General features: G+C 71.9%; 17 protein-coding genes. 8 read left to right on the top strand and 9 right to left on the bottom strand.

The genetic code is table 11. The annotated features are described in order from the left end of the window. Positions 1-148: 148 nt before the first annotated feature. The 4 genes from ACLIN4_RS26735 (at position 149) to ACLIN4_RS26720 (ending at position 4,694) form a co-directional block, all read left to right on the top strand. The gene (locus ACLIN4_RS26735) at positions 149-1,696 is read left to right on the top strand and encodes a four-carbon acid sugar kinase family protein (protein WP_381945154.1); all 1,548 of its coding nucleotides are present in this window, start codon (positions 149-151) and stop codon (positions 1,694-1,696) included. Then, a complete protein-coding gene (gene pdxA, locus ACLIN4_RS26730; RefSeq protein ID WP_290012371.1) occupies positions 1,693-2,697 on the top strand; it encodes a 4-hydroxythreonine-4-phosphate dehydrogenase PdxA in 1,005 nt (334 codons plus the stop codon). Before ACLIN4_RS26735 ends, pdxA begins: the two co-directional genes overlap by 4 nt. 50 nt (positions 2,698-2,747) lie before the next feature. Next, positions 2,748-3,566 (top strand): DeoR/GlpR family DNA-binding transcription regulator, encoded by an 819-nt coding sequence (locus tag ACLIN4_RS26725; protein ID WP_100048293.1) that lies wholly within the window; start codon positions 2,748-2,750, stop codon positions 3,564-3,566. A gap of 159 nt (positions 3,567-3,725) precedes the next feature. Then, on the top strand, positions 3,726-4,694 hold the full coding sequence (locus ACLIN4_RS26720) for a threo-3-hydroxy-L-aspartate ammonia-lyase (RefSeq protein ID WP_307651992.1): 969 nt from the start codon (positions 3,726-3,728) through the stop codon (positions 4,692-4,694). Between the two features lie 45 nt (positions 4,695-4,739). On the opposite strand, the gene ACLIN4_RS26715 is transcribed toward ACLIN4_RS26720, so the two are convergent. From ACLIN4_RS26715 to ACLIN4_RS26695, 5 genes are all read right to left on the bottom strand, one after another. Then, the gene (locus ACLIN4_RS26715; protein WP_382024505.1) at positions 4,740-5,501 is read right to left on the bottom strand and encodes a GNAT family N-acetyltransferase; all 762 of its coding nucleotides are present in this window, start codon (positions 5,499-5,501) and stop codon (positions 4,740-4,742) included. Between the two features lie 23 nt (positions 5,502-5,524). Then, positions 5,525-6,550 (bottom strand): MerR family transcriptional regulator, encoded by a 1,026-nt coding sequence (locus tag ACLIN4_RS26710; protein WP_307651993.1) that lies wholly within the window; start codon positions 6,548-6,550, stop codon positions 5,525-5,527. Then, a complete protein-coding gene (locus ACLIN4_RS26705; RefSeq protein WP_382054153.1) occupies positions 6,544-7,413 on the bottom strand; it encodes a HEAT repeat domain-containing protein in 870 nt (289 codons plus the stop codon). Before ACLIN4_RS26705 ends, ACLIN4_RS26710 begins: the two co-directional genes overlap by 7 nt. Positions 7,414-8,012: 599 nt before the next feature. After that, entirely contained in the window at positions 8,013-9,230 is a 1,218-nt protein-coding gene (locus tag ACLIN4_RS26700) for a Clp protease N-terminal domain-containing protein (RefSeq protein WP_290012375.1), read from the bottom strand. Between the two features lie 424 nt (positions 9,231-9,654). After that, on the bottom strand, positions 9,655-11,082 hold the full coding sequence (locus ACLIN4_RS26695) for a non-reducing end alpha-L-arabinofuranosidase family hydrolase (RefSeq protein WP_411576300.1): 1,428 nt from the start codon (positions 11,080-11,082) through the stop codon (positions 9,655-9,657). A gap of 644 nt (positions 11,083-11,726) precedes the next feature. On the opposite strand from ACLIN4_RS26695, the gene ACLIN4_RS26690 reads away from it, so the two are divergent. After that, on the top strand, positions 11,727-13,160 hold the full coding sequence (locus ACLIN4_RS26690; RefSeq protein ID WP_411576299.1) for an endo-1,4-beta-xylanase: 1,434 nt from the start codon (positions 11,727-11,729) through the stop codon (positions 13,158-13,160). Positions 13,161-13,354: 194 nt separating this feature from the next. Here ACLIN4_RS26690 and ACLIN4_RS26685 read toward each other — a convergent pair whose 3' ends face one another. Next, entirely contained in the window at positions 13,355-14,707 is a 1,353-nt protein-coding gene (locus tag ACLIN4_RS26685) for a class I SAM-dependent RNA methyltransferase (RefSeq protein ID WP_107475914.1), read from the bottom strand. A gap of 79 nt (positions 14,708-14,786) precedes the next feature. Beyond that, positions 14,787-16,850, bottom strand: coding sequence for an APC family permease (locus ACLIN4_RS26680; protein ID WP_364904508.1), 2,064 nt, complete (start codon positions 16,848-16,850; stop codon positions 14,787-14,789). Between the two features lie 209 nt (positions 16,851-17,059). On the opposite strand from ACLIN4_RS26680, the gene ACLIN4_RS26675 reads away from it, so the two are divergent. The 3 genes from ACLIN4_RS26675 (at position 17,060) to ACLIN4_RS26665 (ending at position 18,775) form a co-directional block, all read left to right on the top strand. Then, positions 17,060-17,182, top strand: coding sequence for a hypothetical protein (locus ACLIN4_RS26675; protein WP_257003187.1), 123 nt, complete (start codon positions 17,060-17,062; stop codon positions 17,180-17,182). 244 nt (positions 17,183-17,426) lie between these two features. Next, the gene (locus tag ACLIN4_RS26670; RefSeq protein ID WP_043378948.1) at positions 17,427-18,098 is read left to right on the top strand and encodes a potassium channel family protein; all 672 of its coding nucleotides are present in this window, start codon (positions 17,427-17,429) and stop codon (positions 18,096-18,098) included. Then, positions 18,098-18,775, top strand: coding sequence for a potassium channel family protein (locus tag ACLIN4_RS26665; RefSeq protein WP_100047212.1), 678 nt, complete (start codon positions 18,098-18,100; stop codon positions 18,773-18,775). The genes ACLIN4_RS26670 and ACLIN4_RS26665 overlap by 1 nt, the downstream gene beginning before the upstream one ends. Positions 18,776-18,908: 133 nt before the next feature. On the opposite strand, the gene ACLIN4_RS26660 is transcribed toward ACLIN4_RS26665, so the two are convergent. Together ACLIN4_RS26660 and ACLIN4_RS26655 are read right to left on the bottom strand one after the other, a co-directional pair. Then, on the bottom strand, positions 18,909-19,697 hold the full coding sequence (locus ACLIN4_RS26660) for a DUF3159 domain-containing protein (RefSeq protein ID WP_100047211.1): 789 nt from the start codon (positions 19,695-19,697) through the stop codon (positions 18,909-18,911). Between the two features lie 3 nt (positions 19,698-19,700). Beyond that, positions 19,701-20,099, bottom strand: a complete 399-nt coding sequence (locus ACLIN4_RS26655) for an OB-fold nucleic acid binding domain-containing protein (protein WP_071528847.1) — start codon at positions 20,097-20,099, stop codon at positions 19,701-19,703. Positions 20,100-20,168: the final 69 nt, after the last annotated feature.

Raw genomic sequence — 20,168 nt, 5'->3', positions numbered from 1 at the left:
GAACGCTCGCACGACTGCGCGTTATGCGCAAGAGTCTCGCGCGAATCGCGCAAGCTATGTCATCATCAGGACCACCGCGGGCTTCCTGACCGACTGGCGCCGCGCGGCCCGTGCACACCGGTGCCGGGACGAGGTGGAGGAGGTTCGCGTGTGCCGTCGGGAGGACACCCCGGTCGTCGCGCTCGCCGACGACCTGTCGGGGGCCGCGGAGGTTGCCGCGCTGCTGCGTCGTCCGACGCGGCTCGCACTGGACCCGGCCGACCTGGCAGTACCCGTCGCCGCCGGTGAGGCGGTGGTGGTGGACCTCGACTCGCGGTACCTGTCCGACGAGGCGGCGGCCGGCGTCGTACGGGCGGCCCTCACCGCGGCGCGGACGGCGGCGGACGGGTCCGAGGCGGAGGCCGGCACGGACCCCGCCGACCGTCACGCGCGCCCCACCGGGCCCTCTTGGGACGACCCGGGGCTGCCCCGAACCGCCTTGCACGACACCGCGCACCGCGCGTTTCGCGCAGTCAGTTCCCGTGCCACGGACGCCTCGTACGGCCGTCCGCTCTGGTACAAGAAGTGCGACTCCCTGCTGCGCGGCCCGGTGGGCGCCGAGGCCGCCGCGTTCGCGGAGGGCGCCGAGCTGCTGGTGATCGCACCGGCGCTGCCCGTCGCGGGGCGCGTGGTGCGCGGCGGCACGGTCCTGGTCGACGGTGCGCCGCTGCGGGACTGCGCGGCCTGGCGCGCCGAGGAACGTGCCGCGCCCCGGTCCGTCGCCGAGGCGATGGCACCGCTGCCGACCGCGAACGTTCCGATCGAGGCCGTGCGTCAGGGCCCCATCGCCCTCGCCGGGCGGTTCCGGCGACTGGCGGCGCGCGGACGGCACCCCGTCTGCGACGCGGAGACCGACACCGACCTGGCGGTGGTCGCCGCCGCCGCGGCCCTCCTCGGCCCGGACGCCCGCCTGTTGGGCAGCGGCGGCCTGGCGGCGGCGCTCGGCCGCCGGCTCGGTCCGTCGGGGTCGACGGTCGGCTCCTCGGGACCGACGACAGGCTCCCCGGGACCGACAGCCCACCCCTCCGAACCGACGACAGGCCCCCCGGGACCGACAGCCCACCCCCCGGCACCGACGGCCCGACACACCGTGCCCCCTGCCGGCGAGCGCCCCCTGCTGGTCGTCGCCGGGAGCGCGGAACCCGCCGTGGGTGAGCAGGTCGCGCGGCTGGTGGCGGCCGGCGCCCGGCATCTGCCGCTGGCTCCCGCCCTGTTGGCCGGACCGGCACCCGTCGTGCTGCCCGAACTCGCGCCCTCCACGGTCACCGTGCTCTCCGTGGACGGGTCCGACGGCATCCGCCCCGGCGCGGCGCGGCGGATCGTCGCGGGCCTGGCGCGCGCCGTGGCGGCGCTGCCGGGCCGCCCGGACCTCGTCCTGACCGGGGGCGAGACGGCCCGCCGGGTACTCGACGCGGCGGGCGTCACGACGCTGTGGCCCGTCGGCGAGATCCACCACGGTGCCGTGCACTCCCGGACCTCGGACGGCCGGTCGGTCGTCACCCGCCCCGGGAGCTTCGGCGGCCCGGACTCGTTCCTCCGCGTCGCGGCGGCGCTCCGCCCCGGCGTCCTCGCACCGTCCTCACCCGCCTCCACTCCCCACCCACCGCCACCGGCCCCGTCCGGCACGGCACCCTCTGAACAAGGAGTCACCCAGTGAACGCGCAGCAGCCCCTGCCCCTCATCGGTCTCACCATGGGCGACGGCGCCGGTATCGGGCCGGAGGTGATCGTGCCCGCGGTCCTGGACGCCGCGACCCTCGGCCGGTGCCGACCGGTGGTGATCGGTGACGCGGCGCGGCTGCGGGAAGCGGCCCGGATCCTCGGGACGGACTGCGAGATCGTGACCGTGCCGACGCCCGCCGCGGCCGAGTCCGCACCGGGCCGGATCAACGTCGTGGACCTCGGACTGCTGCCCGAGGGCCTGCCCTGGGGTGAACTGTCCGCCGCGGCCGGCAACGCCGCCTACGAGTACGTCAGGCGGGCCGCGGAACTGGCCCTCGCCGGGGAGATCGACGGCATCTGCACCGCCCCGCTCAACAAGGAGGCGCTGCACGCCGCCGGGCACGTCTACCCCGGCCACACCGAACTGCTCGCCCACTTCACCGGCGTCGAGGAGGTGTCGATGATGCTGTCCACCGAGAAGGTGAAGGTCATCCACGTGACCACCCACATCGGCCTGATCGACGCCGTCAACCGGATCGAGCCGGGCCTGGTCGAGCGGACCGTGCGCCGCGGCCACGAGGCCATGGTCCGGGCCGGGGTGCCCGCACCCGTCATCGGCGTGTGCGGCATCAACCCGCACGCCGGCGAGAACGGGCTGTTCGGCTACGGCGAGGAGGAGGAGAAGATCGTCCCGGCGCTGGAGAAGGTGCGCCGGGACGGCATCGACGCGCGCGGCCCCCTCCCCGCCGACACCGCCTTCTTCCTGGCCTCCCGGGGCGACTACGACCTCATCGTGGCGATGTACCACGACCAGGGCCACGGTCCGGTCAAGGTGCTCGGCATCGAGGCGGGCGTCAATCTCACCGTCGGCCTCCCGGTGATCCGCACCTCCGTGGACCACGGCACGGCATTCGACATCGCCGGTACGGGCAAGGCCGAGGCCGGTAGCATGATCGAGGCGCTGCGGCAGGCCGCCGAGATGTCCACCGCCAGCTGAAGCCCCGTACCGCGAAGGGCACTTGACCCACGTACCGCGAAGGACACTTGATGCCGCCCATCGGATCCCAGGCTCGGCGCGAGGAGATCCTCAGACTCGCCACCACGACCGGCCTGGCCAGCGTGGAGGAGCTGTCCCGGCACTTCGGGGTGACCGCCTCCACCATCCGCCGCGACCTCGCCCGGCTCACCGCCGACGGCCGGCTCGCCCGCACCTACGGCGGCGCGATGGCGCTGAACGCGCATCCGGAGGCGTCCCTGCGCCAGCGCACCACGGAGGCGTACGCGCACAAGCGCGCCATCGCCCGGTGGGCGGCGGCGCAGATCCAGCCGGGCGAGACGGTGCTGCTGGACGCCGGGTCGACGGTCGGGGCGCTGGCGCGCGAACTGCGTACCGCCAAGGACCTGACGGTCGCCACCACCGGTCTGACGGCCCTGCACGAGCTGGCGGACGTCGAGACCGTGCACGTGGAATGCCTCGGCGGGACGCTGCGCCCGCTCAGCCAGGCGTTCGTCGGCCCGCTGACGGAGGCGGCGCTGGAGCGGATGACGTTCGACCGGGTCTTCCTGTCCGCGGACGGCGTGACGGCGGACGGCGGGATCTGCGAGGCGGACCTGCGGCAGACCCGGCTCAAGGAGCTGATGGCCCGCCGTGCCGCTCGCACGTACGTCCTGGCCCACGCGGCGAAGCTCGGCCGGGCGCCCTTCCACGCGTGGGCCACGCTGCCGCCCGGCTGGACCCTGGTCACCGACGCGTCGGCGACGGACGCCGACGTGGCACCGTTCATCGCGCGCGGCATCGAGGTGGTGCCGGCCGGACCGGTGGAGGAGCCGGGGCCCGAGCCGGGCGGGCCGACGGCACCGTCCTGAGGACCGCCTCTCCGGGACGGGACGCCGTACCCTCCCGAGGACGGCCCCGGCCTCCTCCCGGGGGCTCCGGGTTCCTCCGGAGGGCTCCGGCCCCGTCCCGATCGGGCCCCGGCCCCGACCACGCCCACCGCCGCTCCCACCGACCCGAGGGACCCGACCATGACCGCCGCACCGCCCGTCGCCTTCTCTGACGTACAGGACGCCGCCGCACGTCTCGACGGCATCGCGCACCGCACCCCGGTCCTCACCTCCCGCACCCTCGACGCCCTGGTCGGCGCCGAGGTGTTCGTCAAGTGCGAGAACTTCCAGCGCGTCGGCGCCTTCAAGTTCCGCGGCGCCTACAACGCCGCCTCCCGGCTCCCGGCCGGGCAGCTGGCCAGGGGCATCGCCGCGTACTCCTCCGGGAACCACGCCCAGGCGGTCGCGCTGGCCGCCCGGGAGCTGGGCACCACGGCGGTCGTCCTCATGCCCGAGGACGCCCCGCGCGCCAAGCGGGAGGCCACCGCCGGCTACGGCGCGGAAATCGTCACCTACGACCGCTACACCCAGGACCGCACCGCCCTCGGCGAAGCCCTCGCCGAGGAGCGCGGCCTCGCCCTCATCCCGCCGTACGACCATCCGCACGTCATCGCCGGCCAGGGCACCGCCGCCCTGGAACTCCTCGAGGAGACCGGCGCGCTCGACGCCCTCGTGGTCCCCGTCGGCGGCGGCGGACTCGTCGCCGGCAGCGCCACCGCCGCCAAGGCCCTGCACCCCGGTATCCGGGTGGTCGGCGTGGAGCCGGAGGCGGGCGACGACACCAAACGCTCCCTGGACCGGGGCGAACGCGTGACCGTCCCCGTCCCCCGCACCATCGCCGACGGACAGGCCCTGCCCACCCCCGGCGAGATCACCTTCGCCGTCAACCGGCGCCTGGTCGACGCGATCGCCCTCGTCGGCGACGACGAGATCGTCGCGGCCATGCGCTTCGCCTTCGAACGCCTGAAGATCGTTCTCGAACCGAGCGGCGCCACCGCCCTGGCCGCGCTCATGGCCGGACGCCTGGAACACCGCCCGCGCCGGGTCGGCGTCATCGCCTCGGGAGGGAACGTCGACGCGAGGCGGTTCGCGGAGTTGATCGGTCGCTGAACGCCGGACGGTTCGCGGAGCAGGTCGGCCGCCGAGGGGCGGCCGTCACGGAACGCGGAACCCCCGGAAGGTCACTTCCGCGCGGGTCTCGAACCCCAGGCCCTCGTAGAGGGCGATCGCGGCGGTGTTCGCCTCCGCCACGTGCAGGAAGGGCCGTTCACCGCGAGCCGTGATGCGTGCCGCGAGCTCACCGACCAGCCGGGCGGCGTATCCACGCCCGCGTGCTTCCGGAGCGGTGCAGACGGCGCTGATCTCCGTCCACCCCGGAGGCCGGAGCCGTTCGCCCGCCATCGCCACCAGCGTGCCCTCGTGCCGGATGCCCAGGTAGGTGCCCAGTTCGCGGGTGCGCGCCCAGAACGGTCCCGGCCGGGTCCGCTCGACCAGTCCGAGCATCTCCGGCACGTCGTCCTCGCCCAGTTCGACCACCCCGGTCTCGGCCTCCGCCCGGGCGAACCGTCCGGTACCGGGCCGGATCATCTGACGGCCCTCCATCTCGAAGACGGGCTTCCAGCCCGGCGGCGGGGTCGCCGGGGAGCTGAACATGTCGGCCAGTTCCCCCGGCCCGAGCAGCCGGGCGAGGTCGGCCCATGCGGTGGCGTCCGTGTCCGCCCCTGTCGCGCCCCGGCCGACGGACAGCGCCGAGAAGGTCGCGACGTCCGGCAGGTACCCGACGGCCCGGCCGCACCGGCGCGCGAGTCTCGCGTGGTGCCCGCGGAGCGACTGCCCCACCGGGTCGTCGAGCACCGCGGCATCGCCGCCCACCCTCGTCGTCTGCCTCTCACCGGGCGTCACTCGACCGTACGTCACCCTCCGAGTCTACGAGCGGTGGATCACCGCGGGTCCTGGGAGGACCGCTCTTCCAGGACGCGCACGAACGCCGACGCGACGAGGGCGACGGTGCGGTCGTCGTCCTCGGCCAGTCGGCGCAGGACCGCCGGCGGCCCGTCCCCCGACAGCTCCACCAGCGCCTGGGCGATGCGTATCCGCGTCGCGGAGTCCGCGGTGGGCGCCGCGAGTTCGTCGGCCAGCGCGGCCGTGATCCGCGCCGCACACTCGGGGTCCCGGGACAACGTCCCCAGGACCTCCGCCGCGTCGACGTCGTTGGTCCCCTCGACCACCATGCCCACGAGCGTCGGCACGGCCGCGCTCGCGCCTCGCCCGCCCAACGCCAGCGCGGCATGCCTGCGCACGGTCGGGTCCACGTCCCCGAGCGCGTCCGCGAGCGCCTCGGCCGCCCCCGGAGCATCGGGCATCGCGGCGATCGCCAGCACCGCACGCAGCCGGACGCCGGTGTCGTCCGAGTGCAGACCGGCCGCCAGGGTCGCCAGGCCGTCGCCGTCGGACCGGGCGAGCGCCCAGCGCAGGGCGCCCGCGACGACGGGGTCGGACTCGGACAGCACCGCACCGGCCAGCAGTTCGGCGGGAACCGCGGCACCCTCCGGTCGTACCAGGACGGTCTGCTGCCTGCGCGCGGCGCTGGTCGAGTCGAGTCCCCGCATGAGTTCGACGACGTGCAGGACGTCCTGCCAGCCGGCCGGCGCCGACGCGTCGATCGCGCGGAGCCGTTCCAGCAGCTCCCGCTCCCGCTCCAGACGGTCCTGCGTCCACCGGATGAGGTCGCCGACCAGGGCGGACGGCGAGAAGGCCGGATCCTCCAGCGCGCGTCCGATCTGCTTGAGCGAGAGCCCGAGGGACCGCAGGCTCTCCACGTGGAAGATCCTGCGGACGTCCTCGGCCGAGTACTCCCGATAACCGCCGACGGTACGACCGGTCGGCCGCACCAGGCCGAGGGCGTCGTAGTGCCGCAGCATCCGGGGGCTCACCCCGGAGCGGCGGGCCACTTCGCCGATCAGCACTCCGCGGTCTCCACGGTCTTCGCGGTCTCCACGGTCTTCGCGGTCTCCGCGCTCTCCACGGTCTTCGCGCTCTCCATGCTCTTCGCGGTCGCCGCAGTCACTTCGGTCCCGGCTTCGTTTTCGGCCCCCGCGCCGTCTTCGGTCCCCGCGGCTTCCTGGGCTCCGGCTTCTCCTGCCGAAGCGGCGGCGCGTTCGGGACCGAGCGCCACGATTCGCTTCGCCTCCTCGACGGCCGCGTCGAAGCCGGCCTCGGGGTTCTGCCGGAGCAGTTCGGTGGCGCGGGCGTGCGCGGCCACCACCGGATCGGCGCCCGCCGCCGCCTGCTCCAGTGCGGGCCCGGACACGTCGCCAAGGTCGATGAGGGCCCGGCTCAGGCTCAGCCGCACCTCGCGGTCTCCGCGGCCGAGCTGTCCGGCCAGCTCGTCGGCCAGGTCCTCCTTCTCCTCCTCGGGCACGAGGACGACGGCGACGCGCCACGCGGTCCGCGCGACCTCGTCGTCGGCGTCGCGCAGCATCCCGCGCGTGATCCACGCCCACGCGTTCCTGTCCCCGATCTTGGAGAGCGTGTGCAGCGCCTGGCTGCGGGCCTGAGAGCGCCCGGAGGCGAGTTCCCGCCGGACCCGGGGCAGGGTGGCCTCCGTCGGGAGCCGGGTCAGCGCCCAGGACAGCATGTCCCGCACGAAGAAGTCCGGCTCGACCGCGCACCGCTCGACGAGCGTCTCCAGAAAGCCCGGGTCAGGGTCCGAGCCGGCCGCCAGGGCCGCCTGAAGCCGGACCGAACCGTCCTCGGCGCTCAGGGCGCGGGCCACGCGGGCGGTGCGCGAGGTTCCGTCTGTGGTGTTGATGGGGACCACCTCCTGCACCCAGGTCACACCTTAACAACGTGTCAAGGTCAACCCTCGTCCGCACGTCGTCCGCTCCACGCCGCCCTCTCGACGACGAGCCCGCAGAGGCCTACGCCCCCGAGCACGACCGTGGGACCGCCCCGGCATCCCGATCCCCGCTCCCGTGACGGTTCCCGACCTGCTTCGGCGCCCGCCCCGCCCCGCACACGGCCCGAATCCCGGCACCCGGCACCCGGCACCCGGCACCCGGCACCCGGCACCTACTGGACACCACCCGTCGCCCGGGAAACGTGGCGGCCCGCGCGGGTCCGTCACTGGCTCCCCGCAGGCCGTGCGCAGTGGTGCCCCGGTCGCGAACAGGCCCCTTCACCTGCTGAGACTCCGGACCACGAACGCCATGTGCTGGATGTTCCCGGCCAGGCGACCGAACGGCCGGGAGCCTGGTCCCGGTACCCCCAGGACGGACCCGGTACCGAGCACACGTCATGGCGGACGCGACCGGACTGCCCCCGGTCGTCGCCGTCCCGGCCGCCGAGGTCCGCGACGGCGAGTGCCCGCCGGAACATGGCGCTCCCGACAGTCGCGCTCGCCGTACGCGTTGGTCGACCGCCGCGGTCTCAGACTCCTCGTTCCGCCCCTCCGGGGACCCGGAGCTCCGGCTCCGCCCGCAGCCCGTCCACGTCCACCCCGCTCTCCGTCAGCACACGCTCGACCTCCGCCGCGGACTCCGCGTCCGTCCCGACCTCGTCCAGCAGGGCCGCCAGCAGATGAGTCGTGCCGACCGTCGGAGAGCCCTGAGCGGAGGCGGTGAACTGCGTGACGTGCAGGAGCCGGCGCTCGAAGTCGGCGGAGCCGTCGACCTCCGGGGGCACCTCCTGCGCGACCCCGGTGGAGGGAAGCAGCACTCGGGCGACAGCGCCCTGACGTGCGCCGTGTCGGCGCAGGAGTTCCGCCCCCCGGTTCGCTCCCGCCAGCTCCTCGGGCAACGCACGGTCCGCGACGGTCAACGACCGGTCCAGCGCCAGGATCCCGAGCAGCACATCGACCGCTTCCGTCTCCGGCGCCCCGCGCCGCACCGCACCCCTATGCGCCTCCGTGCGCACCGCGCCGACGACCGCGGAACCGAACCCGGCGCCGCCCCCGAACGCCCAGGCGATGAACTTCCGGGTCAGTGGATTACCGCTCTTCCCGAACGTCCCCGCCTTGCGCATCATCAACACCGAACCGGGTTCCACTGCTTCGTCGCTCCCCCGCAGCGCCTGGAGCGCGGTGGAGGCGGCCGAGACGTCCAGCTTCTCCACCACCATGGCCTCCCGGGCACGCGTATCGGGCAGCTCGATCAGTGCGCGCGCCACGTGGCGGACGCGTACGGAAACGGTGCCCTCTTCCCGCGCCGCCTCCAGCGCCTTGCGCAGAACGGTGCGCAACGCGCCGGTCATCGGCGGGAGTTCGAAGCTCTCCTGCCCCTCCTCCTTGCGGTTCTTCCAGCGAAGCCTCTTGGCCTCCTCCTGCCGGACCTCCCGCCAGAGGGCGTCGATCTCCCGCTCGTCGTCCGGGCTCCCCACCGCGCCGTCGCCGGCGTCCGCGCTGATCCACACAGCCGTCCCCCGGCTCGCGATCGAGCCGCCGAGTGTGCCAGAAGCCTTCATTCCGGGGGCGATCGCCGAACCCGCGGCCCAGTCACCCGACACGAGCGCGTACAACAGGCCTTCCGTGCCGACATCCTGCCGTTCCTGCTTGGCCACCGCGCGCATCGTCTCCAGCAACAGCTTGACGACATCCCTCTCGAACTCGGTGGTCACGTCGGTGTCGCGGTCGGACGTTCGCTGATCCATCGGGTTACCCCTCCGTGGTGGACACTTGCTACCAAGGACGCCGACTCGCGCTCTCCGGCTCCGCGCCGGCCGACCGGTTTCCGGAGCGTCCTGGGCACGGTCCCCCTTCCGGCGCCGGGAGCGGTGCGGCTGACGCGACCATCCCTGTCGGCCGTTGCCGGCAAGGGTGCGGTTTCCCGGACCCCTGGTTCGAGGGCCGCCACGATCGATCGCCGTGCCGGGTCCGCCGCTGCCCGGCCACGAACCGCTCCGAGTGGCGCTCCCTCGGGCCCGCGCCGAGAGGTGAGAGGAACCCCGGCCGTCGCACGGCTGGGGTTCCTCGATGCGGTGGTGCCGGTCGGCAGGCGGGACCGCCCCCGCCGCGAACCGCCCGCCCACCCGTCTGCGGACCGCGCCACATCACGGTCGCCGTGAATCGGGAAGGTCAGCGTTGCAGGGTGAGGACGCCCGGCCGCCACGGCAGTCGGTTGTATTCGCCGCCCGCGTCAGGATCCTTGCCCTGGTAGAGGAACTGCAGGTTGCAGGGGTCGATGGTCATGGTCTGGTCGGGGTTGTCGCGCACCAGGTCACCGTGGCTGATGTCGTTGGTCCACGTGGCACCGCTGTTGGCCTTGCCCGCGAAGGGGTTGCTCTCGGTGGCGGCCTGCGGGGTCCACGTCCCGTTCAGGCTGGAGGCAGTGAAGGAACGGAAGTAGCGCCCGTTCGCGCCCATCGCCTCGACGATCATGAGGTACTGGTTCTGGCCCTGGACCTTGTAGACCTGCACGCCCTCGAACAGGTTGGCCTTCGTGTCGCTCATGATCGTCGTGTACGACGATCCGAAGTTGCCCGGGAAGTTCCCGATCGGCATGCTCGCCCGGTAGATCTTGCCGTTGTCACCGGCGAAGAACAGGTACATGTTCTGGCCGTCGGCGATCAGCGTCTGGTCGATCGGGCCGGTGTCGGAGCCGGAGATGCTCCCGGTGAACAGCGGCTGCGGGGAGGACCAGCCGTTGGGGTCGGTGGGATCGCTCGACGTGCGGTAGATGAAGGGCCACGAACCCCACTGGTACGCCAGCACCCAGATGTTCTTGGGCGCGAAGTAGAACAGCGTGGGCGCCACCGTGGCCTGGCTCATCGCGTTCTGGCCGGCCGACGCCATGTCCGACCAGTCGGTGAAGGGGCTGAACATCATCGAGCCGTACGACGACCCCGAGAAGTTGGACGCGTAGACCAGGTGCTTGCCGTTGTGCGTCACGGTGGTGAAGTCCTTCACCGCGGCCCACCCGTTCGCCGGCTGCGCCAGCACGCCCGTCGACGACCACCGGTACGTCGACGGCAGGGAACACGGGCCGTCCGTCGGGGGCGTCCCGGACAGGCCGGTCCACTTCTGGTTGCTGCCGCCGTTGCACGTCCACAGCTGCACCGCCGTGCCGTTGGCCGTGCCGCCGTCCTTCACATCCAGGCACAGCCCGGACTCCACGCCGACGACCGTGCCGTCGGAATTGACCCGCCACCGCTGGTTCGCGGCACCGCTGCAACTCCATATCTGCACCCGGGTACCGGCCGTGGTGGCGTGGCCCGGAACGTCCAGGCACTTGTCACCGTAGACGGTCAACTGGTCGGCGTCCGTCAGCGTCCACTGCTGGTTCGTCCCGCCCCAGCAGTCGTGGATCTGCAGGTACGTGCCGTTGGTCCGGTCGGCGCCCAGCACATCGAGACACCGGTTCGAACCGACACCGCGCAAGGCGCCACTGGTGGCCGCCTGGGCCGGCGCGGTGGCGACGAGCAGTGCCGCCAACGCGGCCAGGGCCGCGAGCACGGCGGCGAGCACCGCAGACGGATGCCTGCGGCTCAGACTTCCTCTGTGCATGGGAACTTCCTCAACCTCGAGACGAAGAGAGCACCGGCTGGGAATTGGCGGGGTCATGACATGCGCACATGCGCAGGACATGCATACGACACGACCCCTTACGGCTCCGCGTTCGGGTGGCACACCCCTGAGTCGCCCTGCTGCGCGATGGAGCGATCCAAAGGTTCGAAATATCGAACACAATACGAAGTGTCGAGCAACCCGAATGATAGGGAGTCGACGAACGGCGTCAATACCCCTCGCACGCGTCGCCACCGCCATCGAAAGATTCGCGCCGATCCAGTCACGAAACGTCGCGCACCCGTCCACCATCGCCTGACACGCGACCCAGCAACCTCGCCCCACGGCCCCCACTGACAGCGACACTGCGGGTGCACTCCCCACCTCAGCCGCCATCGAAAGTTTCGACCGGCAAACAGAAACTTTTTCTGCGCCAAGGATTGACGATGCATCATCAACGCCTCGATCATTCCTGTCTGGAAAGCCGGCCCAGCTCGATATCCCGAACCGCCCCAGCCTCGGGCAATCCGTGCCGCACGGGCCCCGGCCCGCCCCGTCCATCCGTCCGCCTGCCGAAGGGGAGCGGACGACGCAATCCTCCTCGCTCCAGTCCCTTCCGTGACGTCCACTTTGGAGGCACAGCAATGGGCTCGTACGCCCTTCCCAGATCCTCTGTCCGCCGGAAGATCCGCGGCCTGCTGTTGGCGCTGGTCGTCGGCGCCACCGGTACGGCCACCGCGCTGGTCACCCCGCCGACCGCACACGCCGCCGAGAGCACGCTCGGCGCGGCGGCGGCGCAGAGCGGCCGCTACTTCGGCGTCGCCATCGCCTCGGGCAAGCTGGGCGACTCGACCTACACGTCGATCGCCAACCGTGAGTTCAACTCGGTGACGGCCGAGAACGAGATGAAGATCGACGCCACCGAACCGCAGCGGGGCCAGTTCAACTTCACCGCCGCCGACCGCGTCTACAACTGGGCGGTGCAGAACGGCAAGGAGGTGCGCGGTCACACCCTCGCCTGGCACTCCCAGCAGCCGGGCTGGATGCAGAGCCTCAGCGGCAGCGCACTGCGCCAGGCGATGATCGACCACATCAACGGCGTGATGGCCCACTACAAGGGCAAGATCGCGCAGTGGGACGTGGTGAACGAGGCCTTCGCCGACGGCAGTTCGGGAGCCCGGCGGGACTCCAACCTGCAGCGCACCGGCAACGACTGGATCGAGGTCGCCTTCCGCACCGCGCGCGCCGCCGACCCGTCCGCCAAGCTCTGCTACAACGACTACAACGTCGAGAACTGGACTTGGGCCAAGACCCAGGCCATGTACAACATGGTGCGGGACTTCAAGCAGCGCGGCGTGCCGATCGACTGTGTCGGCTTCCAGTCGCACTTCAACAGCGGCAGCCCGTACGACAGCAACTTCCGCACCACCCTGCAGAACTTCGCCGCGCTCGGCGTCGACGTGGCCGTCACCGAACTCGACATCCAGGGCGCCTCGCCCACGACCTACGCCAACGTGGTCAACGACTGCCTGGCCGTCTCGCGCTGCCTCGGCGTCACCGTCTGGGGTGTGCGCGACAGCGACTCCTGGCGATCGGAGCAGACGCCGCTGCTGTTCAACAACGACGGCAGCAAGAAGTCGGCCTACACCTCCGTCCTCAACGCACTCAACGGCGGCGGCTCCACGGAGCCCCCCGCGGACGGCGGGCAGATCAAGGGCGTCGGCTCGGGCCGCTGCCTGGACGTGCCCAACGCCGGCACCACCGACGGCACCCAGCTCCAGCTGTGGGACTGCCACAGCAACAGCAACCAGCAGTGGACGTACACCGCCGCGGGTGAACTCCGGGTCTACGGCGACAAGTGTCTGGACGCCGCCGGCACCGGCAACGGCGCCAAGGTCCAGATCTACAGCTGCTGGGGCGGCGACAACCAGAAGTGGCGCCTCAACTCCGACGGATCCATCGTCGGCGTCCAGTCAGGCCTCTGCCTCGACGCCGTCGGAGCCGGCACCGCCAACGGCACCCTGATCCAGCTCTACTCCTGCTCGAACGGCAGCAACCAGCGCTGGACCCGCACCTGACAGGCCCTGCCACACGGAGATCGCCGATGCCCGCGAGGGTCGCCGCCGTGACGGCGGCGGCCCTCGCGGTCGCATGCTCCGCCGCGGTGCTTCCGGCGGCGGCTTCCACTGCCTCCGGGCCCGGCATGCGTACAAGGTTCCGACGTGGCCGCGACCAGGACCGCAGACGGTGCCGCGATGCCCGAAGACGCCGGTCAGGAGCCCTTCTGCGCAGGCTCCAGAATCGCCACGCACTCCACATGGTGCGTCATCGGAAACAGATCGAACACCCGCAGCGTCCGCACCCGGTACCCCCCGTCCCGGAAGTACCCCAGATCCCGCGCCAGCGCCGCCGGGTCGCACGCCACGTACGCGATCCTCCGTGCCCCCAGCGACGACAGGTGCTGCACCGTCTTGCGTCCCGCCCCCGCGCGCGGCGGGTCCAGGACGATGAGGTCGACCTCGTCGATGCCCGTGCGCGGCAGGACCGACTCCACCTTGCCCTGCTCGATCCGCACCCGGTCGAAGCCGGCGAGGTTGTGCCGGGCGTCCTCGACCGCGCGCTTGCCGGACTCGATGCCGAGGACGGCGCCCTTGTCGCCGACCCGGTCGGCCAGGGCGCCGGCGAAGAGGCCGACCCCGCAGTACAGGTCGAGGGCCATGTCGCCCTTGCGCGGGAGCAGGCCCTGCATGACCGCCTTGACCAGGGTGTCGGCGGCCTTCGGGTGGACCTGCCAGAAGCCGCCGCTGCCCACCCGGTAGGTGCGGTCGTCGGCGCGCTCGCGGACGAAGGGGCGGCCGTGGACGCGGTGGACGCCGCCGTCCTTCTCCTCGACCCGCATCACCGAGACCGGGCGGTCCAGCTCGACGATGGGGAGCCTCGCGCCCGGCCGCGGGGTCAGGATGACCTGCCGGTCCTGGGAGCCGGTCGCCGCGATCGCCTCGATGGACTCCATGCCCGTCCAGTCCCGCTGCTCGATGCCCAGCTCGCTGACGCCCTCCGCGGCGATCATGCAGTGGTCGATCGGCTGGACCTCGTGCGAGCGGTGCTTGCGCAGGCCCGCGCGCCCCTCGGCGTCGACGGCGTACTGGACCCGGGTGCGCCACGACGGAACCTGGCCGGCGGGCACCTTGTCGCCCTCGGCCGGCATCACCGTGCCGTCCCAGCCGGCCTCCTCGGGAGTGAGGCCGGCGAGGCGCTTCAGCTGCTCGGCGACGACCTCGCCCTTCAGCCGGCGCTGGGCACCCGGCTTGGCGTGCTGCCAGTCGCAGCCGCCGCAGCGGCCGGGACCGGCGAAGGGGCAGGGCGCCTCGATGCGGTCCTTGGAGGCGTCCAGGATCTCGACGGCGTCGGCACGCAGGAAGCGGGCCCCCTCCTCGCCCTCCGTGACGCGGGCCACGACCCGCTCGCCGGGCAGCGCGTGCCGGACGAAGAGCACCTGGCCCTCGGACGTGCGGGCGATGCAGTGGCCGCCGTGGGCGACGGGGCCGATCTCGACCTCGTACTCCTCACCGACCAGCGAGACCGCCGGGGACTCCGCCTGCGATTTCTTCGGTTCTGCGTGCATGGCGGGGTGACTCCAGAGAACGGGACGGCACGGGGACGCACGCCGGAAGACGTACGCCGAAGGACAACAGCCGTCCAGTCTACGACGACGAGGAGGACTCCTTCGCCCGGTCGGACTGCGCCGGTCCGCGCCGCACCGCACCCGGCGCGTTCCAGTCCTGCCGCTTGCGGGCGCGCCGCTTGGCCGCCTCGGAGGACTGGAGCTGGTACGGGACCGAGGTGACCATCACGCCGGGGGTGAAGAGCAGGCGTCCCTTGAGGCGCAGGGCGCTCTGGTTGTGGAGCAGGTGCTCGTACCAGTGTCCGACCACGTACTCGGGGATGATGACCGAGACCGCGTCGCGCGGGGATTCCTTGCGCAGGCTCTTGACGTACTCGATGACCGGACGCGTGATCTCCCGGTAGGGCGAGTCGAGGACCTTCAGCGGTACGGCGATGCCGCGCCGCTCCCACTCGTCGCGCAGGGCCTTGGTCTCGGCCGGGTCGACGTTGACGCTGAGCGCCTCCAGGGTGTCGGAGCGCATCAGCTTGGCGTAGGCGAGGGCGCGCAGGGTCGGGCGGTGGATCTTGGAGATCAGGACCACCGAGTGGACGCGGGAGGGGCGCACCATGTCGTCGCTCTGGGCCGCCTCGGGGTCCTCGGGGGCGGCGATCTCCTCGGCGACGCGGTCGTAGTGCTTGCGGATGGCCGTCATCGTCGCGAAGAAGATGCACATGCCGAGCAGGGCGACCCAGGCGCCGTGCGTGAACTTGGTGGCCAGGACGACGACCAGGACCAGGCCCGTGAAGAAGGCGCCGAACGCGTTGATCGCGCGGGAGCGGATCATGCGGCGGCGGGCGGCCGGGTCCTTCTCCGCGGCCAGGTGGCGGTTCCAGTGGCGGACCATGCCGATCTGGCTGAGCGTGAAGGAGACGAAGACGCCGACGATGTAGAGCTGGATCAGGCGGGTGGAGTCGGCGCCGTAGACGAAGACCAGGAGCATCGCCGCGCCGGCCAGGAGCACGATGCCGTTGGAGAAGGCCAGGCGGTCGCCGCGGGTGTGCAGCTGGCGGGGGAGGTAGCGGTCCTGGGCGAGGATCGAGCCGAGCAGCGGGAAGCCGTTGTACGCGGTGTTGGCGGCCAGGAAGAGCACGAGCGCGGTGGCGGCGGCCAGGACGATGAACAGGAAGCTGCCCTCGCCGAAGACCGCCTCGGCAACCTGCGAGATCACCGGGTGCTGGACGTAGTCCGCGCCGAGCGGGACGCCGTCGTGGAAGAGGTCCTTGGCCGGGTTCTCCGACATGCGGACGTCGGTGGCGGCGGCCAGCGCGATGATGCCGCAGAACATGGTGACGGCGAGCAGGCCCATCATCGCGAGGGTGTTGCCCGCGTTCTTCGACTTGGGCCTGCGGAAGGCCGGGACGCCGTTGGAGATCGCCTCGACGCCGGTGAGCGCGGCGCAGCCGGAGGAGAAGGCGCGCAGCAGGAGGAAGACCAGGGCGAAGCCGGCCAGGCCGCCGTGTTCCGGTTTGATCTCGTAGTCGGCGGTGGGGGCGCGCATGGTGTCGTCCAGGACCAGGCCGCGGAAGGCACCCCACGCGATCATGATGAAGACGCCCGCGACGAAGACGTACGTCGGGATGGCGAAGAGCGTGCCCGACTCCTTGACGCCGCGCAGGTTCATCAGGGTCAGCAGCAGGATGACGGCGACGGCGCAGAGGACCTTGTGCTCGACCACGAAGGGGATCGCGGAGCCGAGGTTCTCGATGCCGGAGGAGATGGAGACGGCGACGGTCAGGACGTAGTCGACCAGCAGGGCGCTGGCGACCGTCAGACCGGCCTTGGGACCGAGGTTGGTGTTCGCCACCTCGTAGTCGCCGCCGCCGCTCGGGTAGGCGTGCACGTTCTGCCGGTAGGAGGCGACCACGGTGAACATCAGCACCACGACCGCGACCGCGATCCAGGGGCTGAAGTGGTACGCCGACACGCCCGCGATGGACAGCACCAGCAGGACCTCGCCGGGCGCGTACGCCACGGAGGACAGCGGGTCGGAGGCGAAGACGGGGAGGGCGATGCGCTTCGGCAGGAGCGTTTCCCCCAGCCGGTCACTGCGCAGTGCGCGCCCGATCAGAATCCGTTTGGGCACGTCGGTCAGTTTGGACACAACAGAGGATCGTAAGCCTTCGAACGGGCGCCCGCCCACCCGCCACCCCCGAGCGACCCGCCCTCTGCTCTACGGGTGAACTCGGGGGCCGGTAGGGCTGCGGATTCCGCAGGTCGTGCGGTCGGCGTGCCTGAATGTCTGCCTGTATGAGGAACACTGCCCGATTGCCGACCGCTCCCCCGCTGTTGCACCGCCCCCCTGGAGGTCCCATGCGTCTGAGCGACCTGAGCGCAGAGCTGATCGGCGGCGGCGCCACGCTCGTCGGCCTCGGAATCCTGACTCTTGCCAGCATCCGCAGCATCGGCCGGCGGAGGTCCTCGGCCGGAGGGTGAGACGGCCCCTGCGGCCCCCGGAGGCTTGCCGCTACGTTGGGGGCGGACGATGGGGAAATCCGGCTTCCGCTCGGGTTCCGGACTTCCCGGGGCCCCGAGAGGCGTCAGGGTCGGTGCTCACCGGCATGATGTTCCCCTGCGGCCCGCACACCGGCCGCGACGTGTCGCCAGGCGAGCCGAAAGAGAGACATGAGCAGGACATCCACAGAGGCCGGCGGGCCCGCAGAGAGCGGGGTGTGAGGCGATGCACATCGTCATCATGGGCTGCGGGCGCGTGGGCTCGGCCCTCGCGCAGAACCTGGAGCAGCAGGGGCACACGGTCGCCGTGGTCGACCAGGACCCCACCGCCTTCCGCCGTCTCGGTTCCACGTTCGGCGGCCGCAGGGTCACCGGCATCGGCTTCGACCAGGACACCCTGCGGGAGGCCGGCATCGAGGAGGCGGGCGCCTTCGCCGCCGTCTCCAGCGGCGACAACTCGAACATCATCGCCGCCCGGGTGGCGCGCGAGATGTTCGGCGTGGAGAACGTCGCCGCCCGCATCTACGACCCCCGCCGCGCCGAGGTCTACCAGCGCCTGGGCATCCCCACCGTCGCCACCGTCCGCTGGACGGCCGACCAGATGCTGCGCCGGCTGCTCCCCTCGGGCGCCGAGCCGCTGTGGCGCGATCCCACCGGCGGCGTCCAGCTCGCGGAGGTGCACACCTCGGCGTCCTGGGTCGGCCACAAGATCAGCCGGCTCCAGGACGAGACCGGGGTGCGGGTGGCCTTCCTCACCCGGCTCGGGGAGGCGATCCTGCCGTCGTCGCAGACGGTGTTGCAGGAGGGTGACCTGGTGCACGTGATGATGCGCACCGACGAGGTCCACAAGGTCGAGGCGGCGTTCGCCAAGGGTCCCGAAGAGGAGGGCGGTCACTGATGAGGGTCGCCATTGCCGGAGCCGGCGCGGTCGGCCGTTCGATCGCGGGCGAGCTGCTGGAGAACGGCCACGAGGTCCTGCTGATCGACAAGGCGCCGACCGCGATCTCGGTCGAGCGGGTGCCGATGGCGGAGTGGCTGCTCGCGGACGCGTGCGAGATCACGTCCCTGGACGAGGCGGCGCTCCAGCGCTGCAACGTCGTCATCGCCGCGACGGGCGACGACAAGGTCAACCTGGTCGTCTCCCTGCTGGCCAAGACGGAGTACGGCGTTCCGCGCGTCGTCGCCCGGGTGAACAACCCGAAGAACGAGTGGCTGTTCAACGAGTCCTGGGGCGTGGACGTCGCCGTCTCCACGCCGCGGCTGATGTCGGCCCTGGTGGAGGAGGCGGTGAGCGTCGGCGACCTGGTCCGGCTGCTGCGCTTCAGCCACGGCGACGCCAACCTGGTGGAGCTGACCCTGCCGGAGGAGTCGGCCCTGGCCGGCACCCAGGTGGGCGACGTGGAGTGGCCCGAGGACACCTCGCTGGTCACGATCATCCGCGGCACCCGGGTGCTGACGCCGTCCCGGGAGGACTCCCTGGAGGCCGGCGACGAGCTGCTGTTCGTGGCGGCGCAGGCCCGCGAGGAGCAGCTCGAGGACCTGCTGTCGGCGCGGAAGGGCAGTACGGCGCGCTGAGCCGGCGCGGGGCCGCGGGGCCCGCGACACGACGGTGGGGGCGCCCGGAGAACTCCGGGCGCCCCCACCGTCGTATGCCGCCACGCTCCGGAATCCGTCGGTCCTCGCGGTGCCGTCGGTCCTCGCGGTGCCGTCAGCCCTTGCGGTGCCTGCCGCCGGGCGCCGGGTCCAGGGCGTCCTCGCCCCGTGCCTCGCGCTCGGCCTTCTCGCGTTCCTTCCGCTCCTTCTCGGCCTGCTCCGCCGCCTCCATCTCCGCGAACACGTCGATGGGCGCCGGTGCCTTCGCGAGGAAGACCCAGGTCAGCCAGACGGCGAGCAGGAAGGGCGGGATCTTCAGGGTGACCAGGACCCAGCCGAGCTGCTCGGTGTCCGCCCACCAGTACAGCGGGAAGAGGATCGCCGACTTGGCGAGCAGGATGAAGCCCCAGGCGTAGCTGGCCTTGGTGTAGGCCTTCTTGCGGCCCGGGTTCCGGGTGCGCCAGGAGAGGTTCTCCTTGAAGACCGGGCCGAGGATCAGGCCGATCAGCGGCACGCCGGCCAGCGAGGTGACGATGTACGCCAGGGCCAGGCCCAGGGTGTAGAGCATGCCCGGCAGGTAGAAGTTCTTGGCGTTGTCGGTCATCATCGCGAAGACCACGCCGAAGGCGACGCCGAAGACGCCGCTGAAGGCGTGCTTGACGGTGTCCTTCATCGCCAGCCGGACCACGACCAGCACCAGCGACACGGCCAGCGCCGCGATCGCCGACATGTGCAGGTCGTTGTTGAGCGTGAAGATGGTGACGAAGAGCAGGCCCGGCAGCACCGTCTCGACCATGCCCCGCACGCCGCCGAACGCCTCGAACAGCGCGGCCTCGGTGACCGCCCGTGCGTCGTCGGCTTCCGTGTCCTGGGTGTCTTCCGTCGGCTTGTCGAGCGACGTCACCGGCTACTCCCGTCCGAGGGGTCTCAGTTCGTATTTCGGGTTGAAGAGCACCCGGCGGCCCCGGCTCATGGAGATCCGGCCCGATGCGATGAGCTTGCGCCCCGGCTCTATGCCCACGATGGAGCGTCTGCCCAGCCACACCACGTCCAGCGCGGCGGAGCCGTCGAACAGCTCGGCCTCCAGGGCCGGGACGCCCGCGCGCGGTCGCAGGGTGACCGTGCGCAAGGTACCAGTTACCGAGACGATCTGACGGTCCTGGCAGTCCCCGATGCGGGTGCAGCCGGCGGTGTCGGCGTCCTCGCGCAGTTCCTCGGACTCCAGGTCCTCCTGCGACGAGGAGAGCCGGTCGAACATGCGCCGGAACCGGCCCACCGGCTTGTCGGAACGCGGAGCAGCACTCATATCAGAAGCGTACCGGGGCGGACCGACAGCCATGCACCCCTCTCGGCGCCGGTATCGCGAGGCTCACTT

The organism is Streptomyces mutabilis (genome assembly GCF_046628145.1).
GTDB classification, from domain to species: Bacteria; Actinomycetota; Actinomycetes; order Streptomycetales; family Streptomycetaceae; genus Streptomyces; species Streptomyces mutabilis.
The sequence above is the reverse complement of the archived record's forward strand: the minus strand, read 5'-3'. Positions and strand labels throughout refer to the sequence as shown.